Genomic DNA, 17,796 nt, shown 5'->3' with positions numbered 1-17,796 from the left:
ACATAGCCGAGACGCGGCCTCACGTCACGCGACTGCGCGTGCGAGCGCAAGCCCGGCGAACACGGCACCCCGGAAAATGGAGACCGAACCGCCGCTATTGGACGCAGAGAGGCCGATCTTGCCGCGTTCCGCCAACATCGCGGCATCTGGCGAGACGGAGGAGAGGGTTGGGAAACCGCCGGGCCGACGTGCCGCCTGAACCGCCGACTTCCCCCGAGGCCGACTTCCCCCAATTCCGACTTCCCCCAAGCAAGAAGTCGCGCACGGGACCTACTTGTTGCCGCCCTGTCGCTCCGCCTTGAGGCGGGCCCAGTATTCCAGCCGCTTCTTCACATCACGCTCGAAGCCACGCTCATTCGGCACGTAGAACTCTGCCCGACGATCCCCGGCGAGTTCATCGGGAAAGAACTGCTGTCCCGCATACGCATCGGGATAATCGTGGTCGTAGCGATAGCCGGCGTGGTAGCCGAGTTCCTTCATCAGCTTGGTCGGGGCATTTAGGATGTGCTTGGGCGGCGGCAGCGAACCAGTCGACTTGGCCAGCGCGATCGCCGCGTTGAACGCCGAGTAAGCCGCGTTCGATTTCGGCGCGGTGGCGACATAGGCGATGGCCTGCGCCAGGAACAGCCGCCCTTCCGGCCAGCCGACGCGATCAAACGCGGTCCACGCGGCCACCACCTGCGGCATCGCCTGCGGGTCGGCCATGCCGACATCCTCGGACGCCGCGCAGGCGAGGCGGCGGAACACCGTGCCGGGATCCTCCCCGCCCACGATCATGCGCGCCGCCCAGTACATGGCGCCGTTCACGTCCGAGCCGCGCAGGCTCTTGTGGAAGCAGCTGAGCAGATTGTAGTGCTCGTCTTGCCCCTTGTCGTAGATCGGCGCCCGCTTCTGCATGGTGGCGGAAAGCGCGGCGATATCGAGCTCCGGGCCCGGCGGCAGCGCCAGCAGTTCTTCGGCGAGGCCGAGCAGATAGCGCCCGTCGCCATCCGCCATGCCGGCCAGCGCGGCGCGGGAATCGGGGTCCAGCGGCAGGCGCCTCCCCTCCAGCGTCTCCGCGCGCTGCAGCAGCCGCTCGATCGCCTCCGGGTCGAGCGACTTGAACACCAGCACGCGCGAGCGCGACAGCAGCGCCGCATTCAACTCGAAGGACGGGTTCTCCGTCGTCGCGCCGATCAGCGTGATGGTGCCGTCCTCCATCACGGGGAGAAAGCCGTCCTGCTGGGCACGGTTGAAACGGTGGATCTCGTCCACGAAAAGCAGCGTGCCCTGCCCCACGGCGCGCCGCCCGCGCGCGGCCTCGAACACCTTCTTGAGGTCGGCCACACCGGTGAAGATGGCGGAGATCTGCTCGAAATGCAGGTCCGTCTCGCGCGCCAGCAGCCGCGCCACGGTCGTCTTGCCAGTACCCGGCGGGCCCCAGAAGATCAGCGAGCCCAGCGAATGATGGGCGATCATCCGGGTGAGCATGCCTTCCGGGCCGGTCAGATGCTCCTGCCCGACCACCTCGCCGAGGCGCTGAGGCCGCAGCCGGTCGGCCAGAGGGCGTGGGGCCCCCGTTTCAAGTCCGGCAGTCGCGAAGAGATCGGCCACGGGCGCCTCAACCGGGGAGCATGGCGGTCAGGGTGCGACCGCCACGTTGCAGGGTGATGCGCCACACCCGAGAGGGCGTGGTGGTGGCACGCACCAGATCGGCGGTGCGCGTGATGGGCAGGCCATTCACCTCGCGGATGACGTCACCCACCCGAAGGTTGGTGGCATCCGCTGGCGAGCCTTCCGCCACGGCGGTGACGACCACGCCGCTATCGGCCTCGACCGTGCGCAGCTCCTCGGCAACCGCGGGCGAGAGATTGACCACCGTCGCCCCGCCGAAGGGTGAGCGGGTCGAGACCGTCACCTCCTCGCGCGGGGTCGTCTCCGGCGCGGTGAGCAGCGGGATGGTCAGCGTCAGCGGCTTGCCCTGGCGGATGACCGACACCTCCACCGATCCGCCGATCGGGCGGGTGGCGAAGCGGTAGCCGAACGCGTCCGGATCGTCGGTCTCCTGGCCGGCAATGCCGGTGATGAGATCACCCACCTTCAGCCCGCTCTTCTCGGCCGGACTTCCCGGCCGGATGCTCTGCACCAGAGACCCCACCGGGCGCGGCAGGTCGAGCCCCTCGGCGATATCGGCCGTGACCGATTGCAGGCTGGCCCCGAGCCAGGGCCGGCGCACCGACTTGCCGCCGGTCAGCGCCGATTCGAGCACGACGCGCACCATGTCGGCCGGAATCGCAAAGCCGATGCCCTGCGAACCACCCGAGCGCGAGAAGATGGCCGTGTTGATGCCCACGACCCGCCCGGCACCATCCACCAGCGCGCCGCCGGAATTGCCGGGATTGATCGCCGCGTCGGTCTGGATGAAGAACTGATAGTCGGTAATTCCGACCTGCGTGCGCGCCAGCGCGGAGACGATGCCCTGCGTCACCGTCTGCCCCACCCCGAACGGGTTGCCGATGGCCAGCACGATGTCACCGACCTGCAGGTCGTCCGACGAGCCGAGTTGCGCGGCCGGGAACCCCGCCTTGCCGTCCCTGAGCTTCAGCACCGCAAGATCGGTGCGCGGGTCGCGCAACAGGATATCGGCATCGAACTCGCGCTTGTCGGACAGCGACACGCGCACCTCGTCCGCGCCGTCAATGACGTGATTGTTGGTCACCACAAGGCCCGAGGCATCGACGATGACGCCGGAGCCGAGGGCGCGCTGGATGCGCTCGCTCGGACCACCGAAGCCCGGGCCGTTCGGCGCGCCGAAGAAGCGCCGGAAGAACGGGTCTTCCAGCAGCGAGGGCCCGCGCCGCGCCTGCACGGTGCGCATGGCATAGACATTGACGATGGCCGGCGCGGTCTTGGCCACGATGGGCGCGAAGCTCAGGCCGATCTCGGCGCGCGAGGCCGGCACGCGCGGCTGGGCAGCCAGCGGCGGCGGCGTCTGGGCCACGGCCGGAAGGATGAGCAGGAGACAGCCGGCGAGGAAAGGGGCGATGCGTTGCATGTGCGAGATATAGCCCTCGCCTCGCGGCGGAAAAAGGGTGCACGACGCGTAAGGCCCCTTCACCCGCGAAAAGAAAAAGGGGCGGTGAAAACCGCCCCTTTTCAAAATCACCATATGCCTCAGATCAGGCCGCAGCTTCCGCCGCCTTCGTCGCCTCAAGGCGGGCGAGATCGGAGGCGCCCTTGGCGGCTTCATCGCGATCGACCAGCTCGATCACGGCGATGGCAGCCGAATCGCCATGACGGAAACCCGCCTTGATGATGCGGGTGTAGCCGCCATTGCGCTCCTTGTAGCGCGGGCCGATCACGTCGAACAGCTTGCGGACGACCGCAACGTCGCGGATGTCGGCAATCGCCTGACGGCGGGCATGCAGACCGCCGCGCTTGCCGAGGGTGATCAGCTTTTCCACGACCGGGCGAAGATCCTTCGCCTTCGGCAGCGTGGTGATGATCTGCTCGTGCGTGATCAGGGCCTGCGCCAGGTTGGCGAACATGGCCTTGCGGTGTTCCGCAGTGCGGTTGAACTTCCGATACGTCTTGCCGTGGTTCATGGCGAGTATCCCAAATGCGACGGCTTCGAGCCGGTGTTGAGGAAGGCGGCTCGACCGCCGCGTCTAATGCTCAGTAGTGATCTTCAAAGCGCTTGGCGAGGTCTTCGATGTTCTCGGGCGGCCAGCCCGGCACTTCCATGCCAAGATGCAGGCCCATGCTGGCGAGAACTTCCTTGATCTCGTTCAGCGACTTGCGACCGAAGTTCGGGGTACGGAGCATCTCCGCCTCGGTCTTCTGGATCAGGTCGCCGATATAGACGATGTTGTCGTTCTTCAGGCAGTTCGCCGAACGCACCGACAATTCGAGCTCGTCGACCTTCTTCAGCAGTGCCGGGTTGAAGGGCAGCTCCTGGATGGCCGGGCTCTCGGTCTCGCGCTTGGGCTCCTCGAAATTCACGAAGATCTCAAGCTGATCCTGCAGGATTCGCGCGGCATAGGCGAGCGCATCCTCGGGGCTCACCGAACCGTTGGTCTCGATGGAGAGGGTCAACTTATCATAGTCGAGAATCTGGCCCTCGCGGGTGTTCTCGACCTTGTAGGAGACCTTCTTCACCGGCGAATAGAGGCTATCGACCGGGATGAGACCGATCGGCGCATCCTCGGGCCGATTGCGATCGGCCGCAATGTAGCCCTTGCCGGTGTCGACGGTGAATTCCATGCGGATCTCGGCGCCATCATCGAGGGTGCACAGCACCAGCTCGGGGTTCAGCACCTGCACGTCGCCGACCGTCTGGATGTCGCCAGCGGTCACGACACCCGGTCCCTGCTTCTTCACCACCATGCGCTTCGGGCCGTCGCCGGCCATCTTGATGGCGATGTCCTTGATGTTCAGGACGATGTCGGTCACGTCCTCGCGCACGCCGGGGATCGAGGAGAACTCGTGCAGCACGCCGTCAATATGGACCGAAGTCACAGCGGCGCCCTGCAGCGAGGACAGCAGGATACGACGCAGCGAGTTGCCAAGCGTCTGGCCGAAGCCACGCTCCAGCGGCTCTGCGACGACGGTGGCAAAACGCTTCGGGTCGCTGCCGAGGGCGACCTCGAGCTTCTCGGGCTTGATCAGCTCTTGCCAGTTCTTCTGAATCACGACGTCACCCTTGCTCTCGACGATACCCCGGGCATCCTCGCCCGACTGCACCGTCCCCCGGCTCCGCCGGGAGGGAATGCCAAACGCAGCGGTCCCGACGGCGCCGAGACGTCGCCGGACGGAATGGCGTCAGACGCGCCGACGCTTGCGCGGACGGCAGCCATTGTGCGGAATCGGGGTGACGTCGCGGATCGACGTCACCGTGAAGCCCGCCGCCTGGAAGGCGCGCAGCGCCGACTCGCGACCCGAACCCGGACCCGACACCTCGACCTCGATGGTGCGCATGCCGTGATCGGCTGCCTTACGGGCGCAATCCTCGGCAGCCACCTGCGCGGCATACGGCGTCGACTTGCGCGAACCCTTGAAGCCCATGGCACCGGCCGACGACCAGGCAATGGTGTTGCCCTGCGCATCGGTGATGGTGATCATGGTGTTGTTGAACGAGGCGTTCACATGCGCGACGCCCGAGGCGATGTTCTTGCGTTCGCGGCGCTTGATACGGGCAGCTTCTTTAGCCATTTGACCTTCGATCCTTCAGGCGCGCCCGTCGTTCCAGGCGCTCGGGACAATATGCTTGGTTGCGGTGCCGGCCGCTCGCGCCGCCGGCGGGGAGAAGGCGGGCCAGGGCCCGCCCGATCACTTCTTCTTGCCGGCGATCGGCTTGGCCGGACCCTTGCGGGTGCGGGCATTGGTATGCGTGCGCTGGCCGCGAACCGGCAGGCCACGACGGTGCCGCAGGCCGCGATAGCAGCCCAGGTCCATCAGGCGCTTGATGTTCATCGACACTTCGCGGCGCAGGTCGCCCTCGACCAGATAGTCGCGATCGATGGTCTCGCGGATCTGGGACACTTCCTGGTCGGTCAGCTGGTTGACGCGGCGCTCCAGCGGAATCCCGACCTTCGACACGATGTCGGCGGCGTGCTTGGCGCCAATGCCGTGAATATACTGAAGCGCGATGATGACGCGCTTGTTGGTCGGGATGTTGACGCCTGCAATACGAGCCACTTCGCTCTCTCCATGTACGCCGGCAGTGCCGGTGATGATTGACCCCGCGTCCGGTGGAGACCGGCCCCTGCGGAGATACATGCAATGTCGCCCGGCATCAGCGAATGATGTCGGAAAGTGACGATCGCATGAGTGAAGCGCGGCACATAGAGCGATTCCGCTCACATGTCAAGCCGCGCCGTGTTTCGTCAGACCGTTTCGAGAACGTCCGAAATCGCCCGCGTCACGTCGTCGATCGGCTTCATGCCGTCGACCTCAACCAGCAGCCCGCGCCCGGCGTAATAGGGCGCCACGACCGCGGTGTCGCGATTGAAGGCTTCCAGGCGGGTCTTGAAGATCTCCGGATCGTCGTCCTTGCGCACCGGCTCCCCGCGCGCGGCGGTTTCGCGCGCGCGCTGCAGGATGCGGTCCACCAGCTTTTCCTGATCGACCTTGAACTCGATCACCGCATCGAGCTTGAGGCCCTTCTCGGCCAGAATGCGGTCAAGAGCCTCTGCCTGCGCCACGGTGCGGGGAAAGCCGTCAAGGATGAAGCCCTTCGATCCGTCGGGCTGGTCGATCCGGTCGGAGATGATACCGATCACGATCTCGTCCGAGACCAGCTGGCCGGCTTCCATGACCGCCTTGGCCTTGAGGCCGATCGGCGTCTCGTTTCGCACCGCCTCGCGCAGCATGTCCCCCGTGGACAGCTGCACGATGCCGTGGCGCTCGACCAGGCGCTGGGCCTGGGTGCCCTTGCCCGCCCCTGGCGGTCCGAGCAGAATCAACCTCATCGACGCTTCCCCCTGAGCTTGGCCTTCTTGACCAGACCCTCATATTGATGCGCCAGCAGGTGCCCCTGGACCTGAGCCACCGTATCCATGGTCACGCTCACCACGATGAGCAACGAGGTGCCACCGAAATAGAACGGGACTGCGGCATACGAGATCAGGATCTCGGGGAACAGGCAGACGATCGCAAGGTAAGCCGCACCGATGACGGTGATGCGAGTCAGCACATAGTCGATATACTCGGCGGTCCGCTCACCCGGGCGGATACCCGGGATGAAGCCGCCATGCTTCTTGAGGTTGTCCGCGGTCTCGGTCGGGTTGAACACGATCGCGGTGTAGAAGAAGCAGAAGAACACGATCAGCAGCACGTAGAGCAGCATGAACAGCGGCTGCCCGTGGCCGATCAGCGTCGTCACCGTTGTCAGCCAGGACGGTCCCTGCCCCTGCATGAAGCTCGCGACCGTGGTCGGGATGAGCAGCAGCGACGAGGCGAAGATCGGCGGGATGACGCCCGAGGTGTTCAGCTTCAGCGGCAGATGTGAGGACTGCCCCTCATACAGCTTGTTGCCGACCTGACGCTTCGGATACTGGATCAGCAGCCGGCGCTGGGCGCGCTCCATGAACACGATGAAGGTGATGACGGCGACGACCATCACGATCACGCCGAGGATCACACCGGTCGACAGGGCGCCCTGACGGCCGAGCTCCAGGGTGTTGGCCATAGCCGACGGCAGTTCGGCCACAATCCCGGCGAAGATGATCAGCGAGATGCCGTTGCCGATGCCGCGCGAGGTGATCTGTTCACCCAGCCACATCAGGAACATCGTGCCGCCGGTCAGCGTGACGACGGTCGAGATGCGGAAGAACCAGCCCGGATCCGACACGACGGCGCCCGAGCCCTCGAGGCCGACGGCGATGCCGTAGGACTGGAACACGGCGAGCACCACGGTCAGGTAGCGCGTGTACTGGTTGATGGTCTTGCGGCCCGACTCGCCTTCCTTCTTCAGCGCTTCCAGCGTCGGCGACACGGTCGTCAGCAGCTGGATGATGATGGAGGCGGAGATGTAGGGCATGATGTTCAGGGCGAAGATCGCCATGCGCGAAACCGCGCCGCCCGAGAACATGTTGAAAAGGCCGATAATGCCCTGCGACGCCGTGCGGAACACGTCGGCAAGCGCATCCGGATTGATGCCGGGCATCGGAATATAGGTGCCGAGCCGATACACGAGAAGCGCACCCAGCGTGAACCAGATGCGCTTCTTGAGTTCATCGGCTTTCGCCAGAGCACCGAAATTGAGGTTTGCCGCGAGCTGTTCTGCTGCCGAGGCCATGGGGCTTCGCTCCCTCACCTGTGCCCTGAAAAGGCGGAAGGCCTGACGTAATCGTCAGACCGCCATTTCGCCAGCGTCGCCCTTGGACGCCAGCAGCGTCACAGTGCCGCCGGCCTGCTCGACCGCCGCCGTGGCCGACTTGGTGGCATAGGCCACTTCAAGCACGACCTTGCCGGTCAGCTCGCCGCCCAGCACGCGCACGCCGGCCTTGACGCGGCGCAGGACGCCCGCCTCGACAAGCGCCGCCTGGGTGATGGCGACCGTCGCATCCAGCTTGCCAGCATCGATCGCGATCTGGATGCGATCGAGGGAAACCTCGTTCCAGTCCAGTGCGAAGATGTTGTGGAAGCCGCGCTTGGGCAGGCGACGATGGATCGGCATCTGGCCGCCCTCGAAGCCCTTGATCGCGACGCCGGTGCGCGAGGTCTGACCCTTCACGCCACGCCCGCCGGTCTTGCCCTTGCCGGAACCGATGCCGCGACCGACGCGCATGCGCTTCTTGCGCGAGCCGGCGTTGTCCTTGATATCGTTAAGGCTGCTCATCGCCAATCTCCTTGCGTCGTCACGCTTCGACGACGCGGACGAGGTGGCGAACCTTCTGGATCATGCCACGCACGGCCGGGGTGTCTTCGAGCGTCGAGCGACGCCCAAGCTTGTTGAGGCCGAGGCCGATGAGGGTCGCCCGCTGATCTTCCGGACGGCGGATCGCGCTGCCGGTCTGCTCGACGGTAACCGTCTTGCTGCTGTTCGCCATGATAAGCTCCACTACCTCTCAGGCGCTCAGTCGGTCGCTTCGGCGTCGTCGACGCGACGGCGCGACTGAAGCTGCGAGACCTTCAGGCTGCGGCGGGCAGCCACCAGACGCGGGCTGTCCTGGTTCTTCAGCGCATCGAAGGTCGCGCGAACCATGTTGTACGGGTTGGACGAGCCGAACGACTTCGCCACCACATCCTGCATGCCGAGCGTCTCGAAGACGGCGCGCATCGGGCCGCCGGCGATGATGCCGGTACCGGCCGGAGCCGCGCGCAGGATGACCTTGCCCGCGCCATGATGGCCATGCACGTCATGATGCAGCGTCCGTCCCTCGCGCAGCGGCACGCGGATCAGCGCGCGCTTGGCGGCTTCCGTCGCCTTGCGGATGGCTTCCGGCACTTCACGCGCCTTGCCGTGCCCGAAACCGACGCGGCCCTTCTGGTCGCCGACGACGACGAGCGCCGCGAAGCCGAAGCGACGGCCACCCTTCACAACCTTCGCGACACGATTGATGTGGACCAGCTTGTCCACGAACGTGTTGTCGCGATCCTCGCGTTCACGCTCACGTTCACGAGCCATGATCTTATCCTTGTCGTTCTGCGGGAGATCCCGCTCGTGATTAGAAGTTGAGACCGCCCTCGCGGGCGGCCTCGGCGAGCGCCTTGACGCGGCCGTGATAAATGAAGGCGCCGCGGTCGAAGACCACGTCCTTCACACCGGCTGCGACGGCGCGTTCCGCCACGAGCTTGCCGATCGCCTGAGCCGCCGCGACATCCGCGCCGGTCTTCAGGCTGTCCCGCAGATCCTTCTCAAGCGACGACGCGGCGGCGATGGTCACGCCGCGCGCATCGTCGATGATCTGCGCATAGATGTGCTTCGACGAGCGATGCACCGAGAGGCGCGGCCGCCCGTTCGCCGTCGCGCGCAAGGCACGGCGGACACGCGCCTTACGGCGCTCGGTAGCGTCCTTATACTGAGCCATGGTTCGGGTCCGTTACTTCTTCTTGCCTTCCTTGCGGAAGATGAACTCGCCCGCGTATTTCACGCCCTTGCCCTTATAGGGCTCGGGACCGCGGAATTCGCGAATTTCTGCGGCGACCTGGCCGACCTTCTGACGGTCGATGCCCGACACCACGATTTCGGTCGGCTTCGGCGTGACGATCTGGATCCCTTCCGGGATCGAGTAGATCACGTCGTGGCTGTAGCCGAGCGCCAGGTTCAGGTTCTTGCCCTGAACCGCCGCGCGATAGCCGACGCCGCTGATCTCGAGCTTCTTCTCGAAGCCCTTGGTCACGCCTTCGACCAGGTTCGCCACCAGCGTGCGGGACAGGCCCCACATCGCGCGATGGCGGTTGGTCTCGCCGCGCGGTGCGAACAGCACCGTGCCGTTGTCGAGCGTGACGCCGATTTCCTCGACGACGTTCACTTCAAGGGCGCCCTTGGGGCCCTTCACCGTGACCGTCTGGCCATCCACGCTGGCGGTGACGCCGGCCGGGATGGTGATGGGGGCTTTACCGATCTTGGACATGTGCTCTCTCTCCCTCCCCGATCAGAAGACCGTGAAGAGGACCTCGCCGCCCACGTTCTTCTCGCGGGCTTCGTGGTCCGCCATCACGCCCTGCGGCGTGGAGACGACAGCGACGCCGAGACCGTTGGCGACGCGCGGAAGGGTCTTGACCGACGAATAAACGCGCCGGCCAGGCTTGGACACGCGGGAGATCTCGCGGATCACCGGCTCGCCATCGTAATATTTCAGCTCGATCTCGAACTCGGTGCGGCCGTTCAGCGGCTCCGAGGCGGAGTAGCCCCGGATGAAGCCTTCAGCGGCGAGCACTTCGAGAACGCTGGCCCGCAGGCGCGAACCGGGCGTGGAGATCTTCTCCTTGCGACGGAGCTGCGCGTTGCGGATGCGGGTGATGAGATCGCCGATCGGATCAGTCGTGGACATGGTCAGACCCTCCTCACCAGCTCGACTTGACCAGGCCGGGGATCTGCCCCTGCGACCCGAGCTCACGAAGCGCGATGCGGCTCATCTTGAGCTTGCGGTAATAGGCGCGCGGACGACCGGTTACTTCACACCGGTTGCGGATACGCACCTTCGCGGAATTACGCGGGAGCTGCGCGAGCTTGAGGACCGCGGCGAAGCGCTCCTCAATCGGCAGTTCCTTGTCGTTCACGAGGGCCTTGAGACGCGAACGCTTGCCGGAATAGTTCTTTACGAGCTTCCGGCGGTGTTCGTTCTTCTCGACCGCGCTCTTCTTCGCCATATGACTTTGCTCCTAGTCTCCGCGTTTGGGGCCTTGGCCCCACTGCCGGAAGGGGATGCTTACTGACGGAACGGGAAGTTGAGGGCCTTCAGAAGCGCGCGCGCCTCGTCGTCCGTCTTCGCCGTCGTGCAGACGATGATGTCCATGCCCCAGGCCTGATCAACCTTATCGTAGTTGATCTCCGGGAACACGATATGCTCCTTGATACCGAGAGCATAATTGCCCCGGCCATCGAAGCTCTTGGGGTTCAGGCCGCGAAAGTCGCGAACCCGCGGCAGGGCGATGGTGACGAGTCGATCGAGAAACTCGTACATGCGCACCTTGCGAAGGGTGACCTTCGCGCCGACGGGCTGGTTTTCACGCAGCTTGAAGTTCGAGATCGCCTTGCGGGCCCGGGTGACGACCGGCCGCTGGCCGGCGATCAGCGCGAGGTCCGCCGCGGCGGTCTGCACCTTCTTCGTGTCGGCAGTCGCCTCGCCGACACCCATGTTGATGACGATCTTGTCGACCGTCGGCACCTCGAGAGCGTTCTTGTAGCCGAACTGCTCGATCAGGGTCTTGCGAACCTCGTCCTCGTAGAAGGACTTCATCCGCGGGGTGTAGCTGGTCTCAGCCATCGATCTTCTCCCCCGAGCGCTTGGCGACGCGCACCTTGGTGCCGTCTGCCTGCACAAGGAAACCAACGCGGGTCGGCTTGCCATCCTTGGGATCGGCAATCGCGATGTTCGACAGGTCGATGGAAGCCTCCTTGGAGATGATTCCGCCTTCCTGGTTCGCGCTCTGGCGCTGGTGGCGCTTCACCAGGTTCACACCGCGCACCTTGGCGGTGTTCTCCTTCGGAAGCACCTCGATCACCTCGCCGCTGCGGCCCTTGTCGCGGCCGGCGAGGACGACGACCTTGTCGCCCTTCTTGATTTTCGCGGCCATCAAAGCACCTCCGGCGCCAGCGAGATGATCTTCATGTGGTTCTTCGCGCGCAGCTCGCGCGGAACCGGCCCGAAGATACGCGTGCCGACCGGCTCCTTGTTGTTGTTGATCAGCACGGCCGCATTGCGGTCGAAGCGGATCACCGAACCGTCGACGCGACGGATGTCCTTGGCGGTGCGAACGACAACCGCCTTCATCACGTCGCCCTTCTTGACGCGGCCGCGCGGGATAGCTTCCTTCACCGACACCACGATGATGTCGCCGACATGGGCATATTTACGCTTGGAACCGCCAAGCACCTTGATGCACATGACGCGACGCGCGCCGGAATTGTCCGCCACGTCGAGATTGGTCTGCATCTGGATCATGACGCACCTATTTCTCGCAAAAACTGCGCGCACCAGTCATGCCGGCACGCGCCCCTCAATCCCGTTTCCGGGCGCTCAGACTTCAGCCCGCTTCTCGCCCTGGACCACGATCCAGTTCTTGAGCTTGGACAAGGGGCGGTGCTCCTCGATCCAGACGGTGTCGCCTTCCTTCCACGCATTGCCCTCATCATGGGCATGGTACTTCTTGGAACGACGGACGGTCTTCTTCAGCAGCGGATGGGTGAAACGGCGCTCGACCCGGACCACGACGGTCTTGTCCTGCTTGTCGCTCACCACGACGCCCTGCAGCAAACGCTTCGGCATCGCTATCTCCTCACTTCGCCTTGGCCGCAGATGCGGCCTTCTGCGCCTGGATGGTCTTGGTCCGCGCGATGTCGCGGCGGACCTGACGCACCCGCGCCGTGTTCTCGAGCTGGCCCGTCGCCTTCTGGAAGCGCAGGTTGAACTGCTCCTTCTTCAGGGACAGCAGTTCGTCCTGGAGTTCGTCCACGGTCTTCGTCCGAATGTCGGAAGCCTTTGTCATCATCTCCCCCGTCACTCAGCGATACGTTCGACGAAGCGCGTCTTGATCGGCAGCTTGGCCGCGGCAAGCGTCAGGGCCTCACGCGCGATCTCCTGGCTGACGCCATCGATCTCGAACATGATTCGGCCCGGCTTGACCTTGGCCGCCCAATATTCCGGGGCGCCCTTGCCTTTACCCATACGAACTTCGGTCGGCTTGGACGACACCGGCACGTCGGGGAACACGCGAATCCACACCCGGCCCGCACGCTTCATGTGACGGGTGAGCGCGCGACGCGCGGCTTCGATCTGACGCGCGGTAACGCGCTCCGGCTCCAGGGCCTTCAGCCCGAACTGGCCGAAATTGAGGTCAGTTCCGCCTTTCGCAGCACCGTGGATACGGCCCTTGAACTGCTTGCGGAACTTCGTGCGCTTCGGTTGCAGCATGACGCGCCTCTTATTCCTTCTTTACCGATCTCACGCCGCGTCGCGGCGCGAGGAACGACCACCCGAAGATTCACTCTCCGCCTGGCGCTTGTCCTGCGCCATCGGGTCGTGCTCCAGGATCTCGCCCTTGAAGATCCAAACCTTGACACCGCAGGTGCCGTAGGTCGTGAAGGCGGTGGCCGTACCGTAATCCACGTCCGCGCGCAAGGTGTGAAGTGGCACGCGCCCTTCACGATACCATTCCAGACGCGCGATTTCCGCGCCGCCGAGGCGGCCCGAGCAGTTGATACGGATACCTTCCGCGCCCAGACGCATCGCCGACTGCACCGCGCGCTTCATGGCGCGACGGAACGCCACACGGCGCTCCAGCTGCTGGGCGATCGATTCGGCAACGAGGCGCGCATCGATTTCCGGCTTGCGAATCTCGACGATGTTGATGAAGACCTCCGAGGAGGTCATCTCGGCAACCTTCTTGCGCAGCTTGTCGATGTCCGCGCCCTTCTTGCCGATCACCACGCCCGGACGCGCCGAGTAGATGGTGACGCGGCACTTCTTGTGCGGGCGCTCGATGACGATCTTCGACACCGCAGCCTGCTTGAGCAGCTTGTGCAGCACTTCGCGGATCTTGATATCCTCGTGCAGCAGCTGCCCGTATTCGCCCTTGCTGGCGAACCAGCGCGAATCCCAGGTGCGGTTGATGCCGAGCCGCAGCCCGACGGGATTAACCTTCTGACCCATCAGACCTTCTCCTCGACTTCACGCACCACGATCGTGATATGCGAGAACGGCTTCTCGATACGGCTGGCACGCCCGCGCGCACGCGCCGCGAAGCGCTTCATGACCAGCCCCTTGCCGACATGAGCCTCGGCGACGATCAGATCGTCGACATCGAGTTCATGATTGTTCTCGGCATTGGCGATCGCCGATTCCAGGCACTTCTTCACGTCGCCGGCGATCCGCTTACGCGAGAACTGAAGGTCGGCGAGCGCTGTCGCGACCTTCTTGCCCCGGATGAGACCCGCGACGAGGTTGAGCTTCTGGGGGCTGATTCGCAGATTGCGAGCAACCGCCTTGGCTTCCGTATCCGCGAGCGAGCGCGGACGAGCTGCCTTACCCATGACCCTGCCTCTACTTGCGCTTGGCTTTCTTGTCCGCCGCATGCCCGTAATAGGTACGGGTCGGGGCGAACTCGCCGAACTTGTGGCCGACCATGTCCTCGGTCACCGCGACCGGAACATGCTTGTTGCCGTTATAGACGCCGAAGGTAATCCCGACGAACTGCGGCAGGATCGTGGAGCGACGGCTCCAGATCTTGACGACGTCGTGACGACCCGACGAACGTGCGGCTTCCGCCTTCTTGAGGAGGTAGCCGTCGACGAACGGACCTTTCCAGACCGATCGAGACATAATTCAGTTCCCCTCGCTCACTTCTTGCGGGCGTGCCGGCTGGACACGATGAACTTGGTGGTCGACTTGTTCTTCCGGGTCTTCTTGCCCTTCGTGGGCAGACCCCACGGGGTGACCGGATGACGGCCGCCCGACGTACGGCCTTCGCCGCCGCCATGCGGATGATCGACCGGGTTCATCGTGACACCGCGGTTATGCGGGCGACGGCCCAGCCAGCGCTTGCGGCCGGCCTTGCCGAGGTTGGTGTTCATGTGGTCGGGGTTGGACACCGCGCCCACCGTGCCCAGGCATTCGCCATGAACAAGGCGCTGCTCACCCGAGTTGAGGCGGATGATGACATAGCCCTGGTCGCGGCCGACGATCTGCGCATAGGAACCGGCGGAGCGGGCAATCTGGCCACCCTTGCCGATCTTCAGCTCCACATTGTGCACGATCGTGCCCACGGGGAGATTGCCGAGCGGAGCCGCGTTGCCGGGCTTCACGTCCACGCTCTTCGACGCCACAACCTTGTCGCCGACAGCCAGGCGCTGCGGCGCCAGGATGTAGCTGAGCTCGCCGTCCTCATACTTGATGAGAGCGATGAAAGCCGTGCGGTTGGGATCATACTCGATCCGCTCCACCACCGCCGTCACATCGCGCTTGGTGCGCTTGAAGTCGACGAGGCGGTAGGCCTGCTTGTGGCCGCCGCCGCGGAAACGGACGGTGATCCGCCCCATATTGTTGCGGCCGCCCGCTTCCGACTTGCCCTCGGTCAGCGTCTTGATCGGCTTGCCCTTGTACAGGCCCGAGCGATCGACGATGACGAGCTGACGGAGGCTCGGCGTTACCGGCTTGAAGGTTTTGAGCGCCATGTCTCTGATCCCTTAATCCCGGCTCACAGACCCGACGTGATGTCGATGGTGTGCCCCTCGGCGAGGGTCACGACCGCCTTCTTCACGTCGCTCTGCACGCCCTTGCGGCCCTTGAAGAACTTCGTCTTCCCCTTGCGGACCAGCGTGTTGACGCTCTCGACCTTGACGTCGAAAAGCTTCTCGACCGCCTCCTTGATCTGCGGCTTGGTAGCCGTCAGAGCAACCTTGAAGACGACCTTGTTGTGCTCGGACGCCGCCGTGGCCTTCTCGGTGATGACCGGGGACACGATCACGTCGTAGTGGCGCGGATCGAGACTCATTTGAAGCGCGCCTCCAGAGCGTCGACAGCCGCCTTCGTCAACACCAGGGTGTGACGGCGCAGGATGTCGTAGACGTTGATGCCCTGGACGGGCAGAACGTCGAAATGGCCGATATTGCGGGAGGCAAGGCCGAAATTGGCATCGACTTCCGCGCCCGAAATCACGAGCGCGTTCGACAGGCCGAGACCCGCCAGGCGCTCCTTGAGCAGCTTCGTCTTCGGCTCGGCCAGCGTGGCGTCGTCCAGAACGAAGATCGCCTGCTCCCTCGCCTTGGTCGACAGCGCATGCTTGAGGGCAAGCGCGCGGACCTTCTTCGGCATGTCGCTGGCATGGCTGCGCTGGACCGGACCGAAGGCCCGGCCGCCGCCGCGGAACTGCGGAGCCGACGCGGCGCCGTGGCGAGCGCCGCCGGTGCCCTTCTGCTTGTACATCTTCCGCTTGGTGCGGTTGATGTCCGCGCGCGACAGGGTCTGGTGCGTGCCGGCCTGGCGGCGGGCAAGCTGCCACACCACCATGCGGTGAAGGATGTCCTGACGCGGCTCGAGACCGTAGATCTCATCCGAGAGCGTCACGGAGCCGGCTTCGGCTCCTTCAAGGGTTTTTACGGCGAGTTCGACCATCACACATTCTCCTCGGCCTGAGCCTCGGTGGCGGGGGCCGCGTCGTTCGCCGCCTCGGTGCCCGGCAGCCGGAACTTGCCCGGCTGCGGCGCCTCGGCCGGAAGCTTCTTCTTCACGGCATCGGCGACCAGGATCCAGCCGCCCTTGTTGCCGGGAACCGCTCCCTCGACCGCGATCAGGCCACGCTCCACGTCGGTCAGCACGACCTTGAGGTTCTGCGTGGTCACCGTATCGGCGCCCATGTGGCCCGGCATCTTCTTGTTCTTGAAGGTCTTGCCGGGGTCTTGACGACCACCGGTCGAACCGATCGAACGATGCGAGACCGACACGCCGTGGGTGGCGCGCAGGCCACCGAAATTGTGGCGCTTCATGCCACCGGCGAAGCCCTTGCCGATGGAGGTGCCCGTCACGTCGACGAACTGGCCGACCACGAAGTGATCGACAGTCAGCTCGGCGCCGACCGGGATCAACTCGGCCTCCTCGACGCGGAACTCCGCCATCTTGCGCTTGGGCTCCACCTTCGCCACGGCGAAGTGGCCGCGCAGCGCGCGGGTGGTGTTCTGCGGCTTCGCCTGACCGACGCCAAGCTGGACGGCCGTGTAGCCGTTCTTCTCGAGCGTACGGTGGGCAACCACCTGGCAATTATCGACTTTCAGCACAGTGACCGGAACATGTTCACCTGCATCATTAAAGATGCGGGTCATGCCGACCTTCTGGGCGATGACGCCTGACCGCATGGCCGTGTCCCTTCGCCTTCTCTCAGAGCTTGATCTCGACGTCGACACCCGCAGCGAGGTCGAGCTTCATCAGCGCGTCCACGGTCTGGGGGGTCGGGTCGACTATGTCCAGCAGACGCTTGTGCGTCCGCATCTCGAACTGCTCACGCGACTTCTTGTCGACGTGGGGAGAACGATTGACCGTGAATTTCTCGATCCGCGTCGGCAGCGGAATGGGGCCGCGAACCTGGGCGCCCGTGCGCTTCGCCGTCGAAACGATTTCACGCGTCGAGGCGTCGAGTATGCGATGATCGAACGCCTTGAGGCGAATCCGAATGTTCTGGCCGTTCATTGACTTCAGGCTCCCAGAGGGCTCGTCAATAGGGCTCTATTACGAGCACCACGAAAAAGGGGCGCAGGCGATCCCGCGCCCCTCGGGATTGGTTAGATCACTCGATGATGGATGCGACGACACCGGCGCCGACGGTGCGACCGCCTTCGCGGATGGCGAAGCGCAGCTTCTCTTCCATCGCGATCGGCACGATCAGTGCAACGTCAACCGAGATGTTGTCGCCCGGCATCACCATTTCCGTGCCTTCCGGCAGCGTCACGATGCCCGTCACGTCCGTGGTGCGGAAGTAGAACTGCGGACGGTAATTGGTGAAGAACGGCGTGTGGCGGCCGCCCTCTTCCTTCGTCAGGATATACGCCTCGGCCTTGAACTTCGTGTGCGGCTTCACCGTACCCGGCTTGCACACGACCTGGCCGCGCTCCACGTCCTCGCGCTTGGTGCCGCGCAGGAGAACGCCGACATTGTCGCC

The 17,796-nt window shown here is 64.6% G+C and carries 30 protein-coding genes; all 30 read right to left on the bottom strand.

What is annotated here, in order from left to right; genetic code table 11:
* Positions 1-270: 270 nt before the first annotated feature.
* Complete coding sequence (locus QOZ99_RS07475) at positions 271-1,593, bottom strand: replication-associated recombination protein A (RefSeq protein WP_306889351.1); 1,323 nt, start codon at positions 1,591-1,593, stop codon at positions 271-273.
* A 7-nt stretch (positions 1,594-1,600) separates the two neighbouring features.
* On the bottom strand, positions 1,601-3,034 hold the full coding sequence (locus tag QOZ99_RS07470; RefSeq protein ID WP_306889350.1) for a DegQ family serine endoprotease: 1,434 nt from the start codon (positions 3,032-3,034) through the stop codon (positions 1,601-1,603).
* A gap of 124 nt (positions 3,035-3,158) precedes the next feature.
* Positions 3,159-3,584, bottom strand: coding sequence for a 50S ribosomal protein L17 (rplQ, locus tag QOZ99_RS07465; protein ID WP_306889349.1), 426 nt, complete (start codon positions 3,582-3,584; stop codon positions 3,159-3,161).
* 70 nt (positions 3,585-3,654) lie between these two features.
* Positions 3,655-4,695: a DNA-directed RNA polymerase subunit alpha gene (locus tag QOZ99_RS07460; RefSeq protein ID WP_306889677.1), complete on the bottom strand. Its 1,041-nt coding sequence runs from the start codon at positions 4,693-4,695 to the stop codon at positions 3,655-3,657.
* Between the two features lie 105 nt (positions 4,696-4,800).
* Positions 4,801-5,190 carry a 30S ribosomal protein S11 gene (gene rpsK, locus QOZ99_RS07455; RefSeq protein WP_018390623.1) on the bottom strand — a complete coding sequence of 130 codons (390 nt, stop codon included), beginning with the start codon at positions 5,188-5,190 and terminating at the stop codon, positions 4,801-4,803.
* 117 nt (positions 5,191-5,307) lie between these two features.
* Positions 5,308-5,676: a 30S ribosomal protein S13 gene (rpsM, locus tag QOZ99_RS07450; RefSeq protein WP_306889348.1), complete on the bottom strand. Its 369-nt coding sequence runs from the start codon at positions 5,674-5,676 to the stop codon at positions 5,308-5,310.
* Between the two features lie 188 nt (positions 5,677-5,864).
* A complete protein-coding gene (locus QOZ99_RS07445; protein WP_306889347.1) occupies positions 5,865-6,449 on the bottom strand; it encodes an adenylate kinase in 585 nt (194 codons plus the stop codon).
* A complete protein-coding gene (secY, locus tag QOZ99_RS07440; RefSeq protein ID WP_306889346.1) occupies positions 6,446-7,777 on the bottom strand; it encodes a preprotein translocase subunit SecY in 1,332 nt (443 codons plus the stop codon). The genes QOZ99_RS07445 and secY overlap by 4 nt, the downstream gene beginning before the upstream one ends.
* A gap of 54 nt (positions 7,778-7,831) precedes the next feature.
* Positions 7,832-8,320, bottom strand: coding sequence for a 50S ribosomal protein L15 (gene rplO, locus QOZ99_RS07435; RefSeq protein ID WP_306889345.1), 489 nt, complete (start codon positions 8,318-8,320; stop codon positions 7,832-7,834).
* Positions 8,321-8,339: 19 nt separating this feature from the next.
* Positions 8,340-8,531, bottom strand: coding sequence for a 50S ribosomal protein L30 (gene rpmD / locus QOZ99_RS07430; protein WP_183189300.1), 192 nt, complete (start codon positions 8,529-8,531; stop codon positions 8,340-8,342).
* 26 nt (positions 8,532-8,557) lie between these two features.
* Complete coding sequence (gene rpsE, locus QOZ99_RS07425) at positions 8,558-9,109, bottom strand: 30S ribosomal protein S5 (RefSeq protein ID WP_152301896.1); 552 nt, start codon at positions 9,107-9,109, stop codon at positions 8,558-8,560.
* Between the two features lie 40 nt (positions 9,110-9,149).
* Positions 9,150-9,512, bottom strand: coding sequence for a 50S ribosomal protein L18 (rplR, locus tag QOZ99_RS07420; protein WP_183189299.1), 363 nt, complete (start codon positions 9,510-9,512; stop codon positions 9,150-9,152).
* Positions 9,513-9,524: 12 nt separating this feature from the next.
* Positions 9,525-10,058 carry a 50S ribosomal protein L6 gene (gene rplF, locus QOZ99_RS07415; RefSeq protein WP_183189298.1) on the bottom strand — a complete coding sequence of 178 codons (534 nt, stop codon included), beginning with the start codon at positions 10,056-10,058 and terminating at the stop codon, positions 9,525-9,527.
* Positions 10,059-10,079: 21 nt separating this feature from the next.
* Positions 10,080-10,478, bottom strand: coding sequence for a 30S ribosomal protein S8 (gene rpsH / locus QOZ99_RS07410; RefSeq protein WP_183189297.1), 399 nt, complete (start codon positions 10,476-10,478; stop codon positions 10,080-10,082).
* A gap of 13 nt (positions 10,479-10,491) precedes the next feature.
* A complete protein-coding gene (rpsN, locus tag QOZ99_RS07405; protein WP_306889344.1) occupies positions 10,492-10,797 on the bottom strand; it encodes a 30S ribosomal protein S14 in 306 nt (101 codons plus the stop codon).
* A 59-nt stretch (positions 10,798-10,856) separates the two neighbouring features.
* A complete protein-coding gene (gene rplE, locus QOZ99_RS07400; protein WP_183189295.1) occupies positions 10,857-11,414 on the bottom strand; it encodes a 50S ribosomal protein L5 in 558 nt (185 codons plus the stop codon).
* Entirely contained in the window at positions 11,407-11,724 is a 318-nt protein-coding gene (rplX, locus tag QOZ99_RS07395; protein WP_183189294.1) for a 50S ribosomal protein L24, read from the bottom strand. Before rplX ends, rplE begins: the two co-directional genes overlap by 8 nt.
* Positions 11,724-12,092 carry a 50S ribosomal protein L14 gene (gene rplN / locus QOZ99_RS07390; protein WP_018390610.1) on the bottom strand — a complete coding sequence of 123 codons (369 nt, stop codon included), beginning with the start codon at positions 12,090-12,092 and terminating at the stop codon, positions 11,724-11,726. Before rplN ends, rplX begins: the two co-directional genes overlap by 1 nt.
* Before the next feature lie 75 nt (positions 12,093-12,167).
* Complete coding sequence (rpsQ, locus tag QOZ99_RS07385; RefSeq protein ID WP_183189293.1) at positions 12,168-12,416, bottom strand: 30S ribosomal protein S17; 249 nt, start codon at positions 12,414-12,416, stop codon at positions 12,168-12,170.
* A gap of 10 nt (positions 12,417-12,426) precedes the next feature.
* The gene (gene rpmC, locus QOZ99_RS07380; protein ID WP_306889676.1) at positions 12,427-12,636 is read right to left on the bottom strand and encodes a 50S ribosomal protein L29; all 210 of its coding nucleotides are present in this window, start codon (positions 12,634-12,636) and stop codon (positions 12,427-12,429) included.
* 11 nt (positions 12,637-12,647) lie between these two features.
* Positions 12,648-13,061, bottom strand: a complete 414-nt coding sequence (rplP, locus tag QOZ99_RS07375; RefSeq protein WP_183189292.1) for a 50S ribosomal protein L16 — start codon at positions 13,059-13,061, stop codon at positions 12,648-12,650.
* 30 nt (positions 13,062-13,091) lie between these two features.
* On the bottom strand, positions 13,092-13,799 hold the full coding sequence (gene rpsC / locus QOZ99_RS07370) for a 30S ribosomal protein S3 (protein ID WP_183189291.1): 708 nt from the start codon (positions 13,797-13,799) through the stop codon (positions 13,092-13,094).
* The gene (gene rplV / locus QOZ99_RS07365; RefSeq protein ID WP_183189290.1) at positions 13,799-14,179 is read right to left on the bottom strand and encodes a 50S ribosomal protein L22; all 381 of its coding nucleotides are present in this window, start codon (positions 14,177-14,179) and stop codon (positions 13,799-13,801) included. Before rplV ends, rpsC begins: the two co-directional genes overlap by 1 nt.
* Before the next feature lie 10 nt (positions 14,180-14,189).
* Positions 14,190-14,468, bottom strand: coding sequence for a 30S ribosomal protein S19 (gene rpsS / locus QOZ99_RS07360; RefSeq protein WP_306889343.1), 279 nt, complete (start codon positions 14,466-14,468; stop codon positions 14,190-14,192).
* 17 nt (positions 14,469-14,485) lie between these two features.
* Positions 14,486-15,319, bottom strand: a complete 834-nt coding sequence (rplB, locus tag QOZ99_RS07355; protein ID WP_306889342.1) for a 50S ribosomal protein L2 — start codon at positions 15,317-15,319, stop codon at positions 14,486-14,488.
* Between the two features lie 23 nt (positions 15,320-15,342).
* A complete protein-coding gene (locus QOZ99_RS07350) occupies positions 15,343-15,639 on the bottom strand; it encodes a 50S ribosomal protein L23 (RefSeq protein ID WP_183189287.1) in 297 nt (98 codons plus the stop codon).
* Positions 15,636-16,259 (bottom strand): 50S ribosomal protein L4, encoded by a 624-nt coding sequence (gene rplD, locus QOZ99_RS07345; RefSeq protein WP_306889341.1) that lies wholly within the window; start codon positions 16,257-16,259, stop codon positions 15,636-15,638. The genes QOZ99_RS07350 and rplD overlap by 4 nt, the downstream gene beginning before the upstream one ends.
* Positions 16,259-16,996, bottom strand: coding sequence for a 50S ribosomal protein L3 (rplC, locus tag QOZ99_RS07340; protein ID WP_306889340.1), 738 nt, complete (start codon positions 16,994-16,996; stop codon positions 16,259-16,261). Before rplC ends, rplD begins: the two co-directional genes overlap by 1 nt.
* A 22-nt stretch (positions 16,997-17,018) precedes the next feature.
* Positions 17,019-17,327 carry a 30S ribosomal protein S10 gene (gene rpsJ / locus QOZ99_RS07335; protein WP_013166261.1) on the bottom strand — a complete coding sequence of 103 codons (309 nt, stop codon included), beginning with the start codon at positions 17,325-17,327 and terminating at the stop codon, positions 17,019-17,021.
* A gap of 97 nt (positions 17,328-17,424) precedes the next feature.
* On the bottom strand, positions 17,425-17,796 hold a 372-nt coding region (locus tag QOZ99_RS07330), incomplete at its 5' end, for an EF-Tu C-terminal domain-related protein (RefSeq protein WP_503128551.1).

This window comes from Ancylobacter amanitiformis, assembly GCF_030814815.1.
GTDB classification, from domain to species: Bacteria; Pseudomonadota; Alphaproteobacteria; order Rhizobiales; family Xanthobacteraceae; genus Ancylobacter; species Ancylobacter amanitiformis.
This window is presented reverse-complemented; position numbering and strand designations above follow the sequence as displayed.

What these genes read in the sequence shown, in the direction of transcription:
- secY (WP_306889346.1), bottom strand. Translation starts at nt 7,777, where the DNA reads ATGGCCTCGGCAGCAGAACAGCTCGCGGCAAACCTCAATTTCGGTGCT.
- rpsE (WP_152301896.1), bottom strand. Translation starts at nt 9,109, where the DNA reads ATGGCTCGTGAACGTGAGCGTGAACGCGAGGATCGCGACAACACGTTC.
- QOZ99_RS07350 (WP_183189287.1), bottom strand. Translation starts at nt 15,639, where the DNA reads ATGAGTCTCGATCCGCGCCACTACGACGTGATCGTGTCCCCGGTCATC.
- rplB (WP_306889342.1), bottom strand. Translation starts at nt 15,319, where the DNA reads ATGGCGCTCAAAACCTTCAAGCCGGTAACGCCGAGCCTCCGTCAGCTC.
- rpmD (WP_183189300.1), bottom strand. Translation starts at nt 8,531, where the DNA reads ATGGCGAACAGCAGCAAGACGGTTACCGTCGAGCAGACCGGCAGCGCG.
- rplO (WP_306889345.1), bottom strand. Translation starts at nt 8,320, where the DNA reads ATGAGCAGCCTTAACGATATCAAGGACAACGCCGGCTCGCGCAAGAAG.
- rplD (WP_306889341.1), bottom strand. Translation starts at nt 16,259, where the DNA reads ATGGTCGAACTCGCCGTAAAAACCCTTGAAGGAGCCGAAGCCGGCTCC.
- QOZ99_RS07445 (WP_306889347.1), bottom strand. Translation starts at nt 6,449, where the DNA reads ATGAGGTTGATTCTGCTCGGACCGCCAGGGGCGGGCAAGGGCACCCAG.
- rpsS (WP_306889343.1), bottom strand. Translation starts at nt 14,468, where the DNA reads ATGTCTCGATCGGTCTGGAAAGGTCCGTTCGTCGACGGCTACCTCCTC.
- rplE (WP_183189295.1), bottom strand. Translation starts at nt 11,414, where the DNA reads ATGGCTGAGACCAGCTACACCCCGCGGATGAAGTCCTTCTACGAGGAC.
- rpsH (WP_183189297.1), bottom strand. Translation starts at nt 10,478, where the DNA reads ATGTCCACGACTGATCCGATCGGCGATCTCATCACCCGCATCCGCAAC.
- rplV (WP_183189290.1), bottom strand. Translation starts at nt 14,179, where the DNA reads ATGGGTAAGGCAGCTCGTCCGCGCTCGCTCGCGGATACGGAAGCCAAG.
- rpsQ (WP_183189293.1), bottom strand. Translation starts at nt 12,416, where the DNA reads ATGCCGAAGCGTTTGCTGCAGGGCGTCGTGGTGAGCGACAAGCAGGAC.
- rplN (WP_018390610.1), bottom strand. Translation starts at nt 12,092, where the DNA reads ATGATCCAGATGCAGACCAATCTCGACGTGGCGGACAATTCCGGCGCG.
- rplQ (WP_306889349.1), bottom strand. Translation starts at nt 3,584, where the DNA reads ATGAACCACGGCAAGACGTATCGGAAGTTCAACCGCACTGCGGAACAC.
- rpsC (WP_183189291.1), bottom strand. Translation starts at nt 13,799, where the DNA reads ATGGGTCAGAAGGTTAATCCCGTCGGGCTGCGGCTCGGCATCAACCGC.
- rpsN (WP_306889344.1), bottom strand. Translation starts at nt 10,797, where the DNA reads ATGGCGAAGAAGAGCGCGGTCGAGAAGAACGAACACCGCCGGAAGCTC.
- rplP (WP_183189292.1), bottom strand. Translation starts at nt 13,061, where the DNA reads ATGCTGCAACCGAAGCGCACGAAGTTCCGCAAGCAGTTCAAGGGCCGT.
- rplR (WP_183189299.1), bottom strand. Translation starts at nt 9,512, where the DNA reads ATGGCTCAGTATAAGGACGCTACCGAGCGCCGTAAGGCGCGTGTCCGC.
- rpsK (WP_018390623.1), bottom strand. Translation starts at nt 5,190, where the DNA reads ATGGCTAAAGAAGCTGCCCGTATCAAGCGCCGCGAACGCAAGAACATC.
- QOZ99_RS07470 (WP_306889350.1), bottom strand. Translation starts at nt 3,034, where the DNA reads ATGCAACGCATCGCCCCTTTCCTCGCCGGCTGTCTCCTGCTCATCCTT.
- rplC (WP_306889340.1), bottom strand. Translation starts at nt 16,996, where the DNA reads ATGCGGTCAGGCGTCATCGCCCAGAAGGTCGGCATGACCCGCATCTTT.
- rplF (WP_183189298.1), bottom strand. Translation starts at nt 10,058, where the DNA reads ATGTCCAAGATCGGTAAAGCCCCCATCACCATCCCGGCCGGCGTCACC.
- rplX (WP_183189294.1), bottom strand. Translation starts at nt 11,724, where the DNA reads ATGGCCGCGAAAATCAAGAAGGGCGACAAGGTCGTCGTCCTCGCCGGC.
- rpsJ (WP_013166261.1), bottom strand. Translation starts at nt 17,327, where the DNA reads ATGAACGGCCAGAACATTCGGATTCGCCTCAAGGCGTTCGATCATCGC.
- rpmC (WP_306889676.1), bottom strand. Translation starts at nt 12,636, where the DNA reads ATGACAAAGGCTTCCGACATTCGGACGAAGACCGTGGACGAACTCCAG.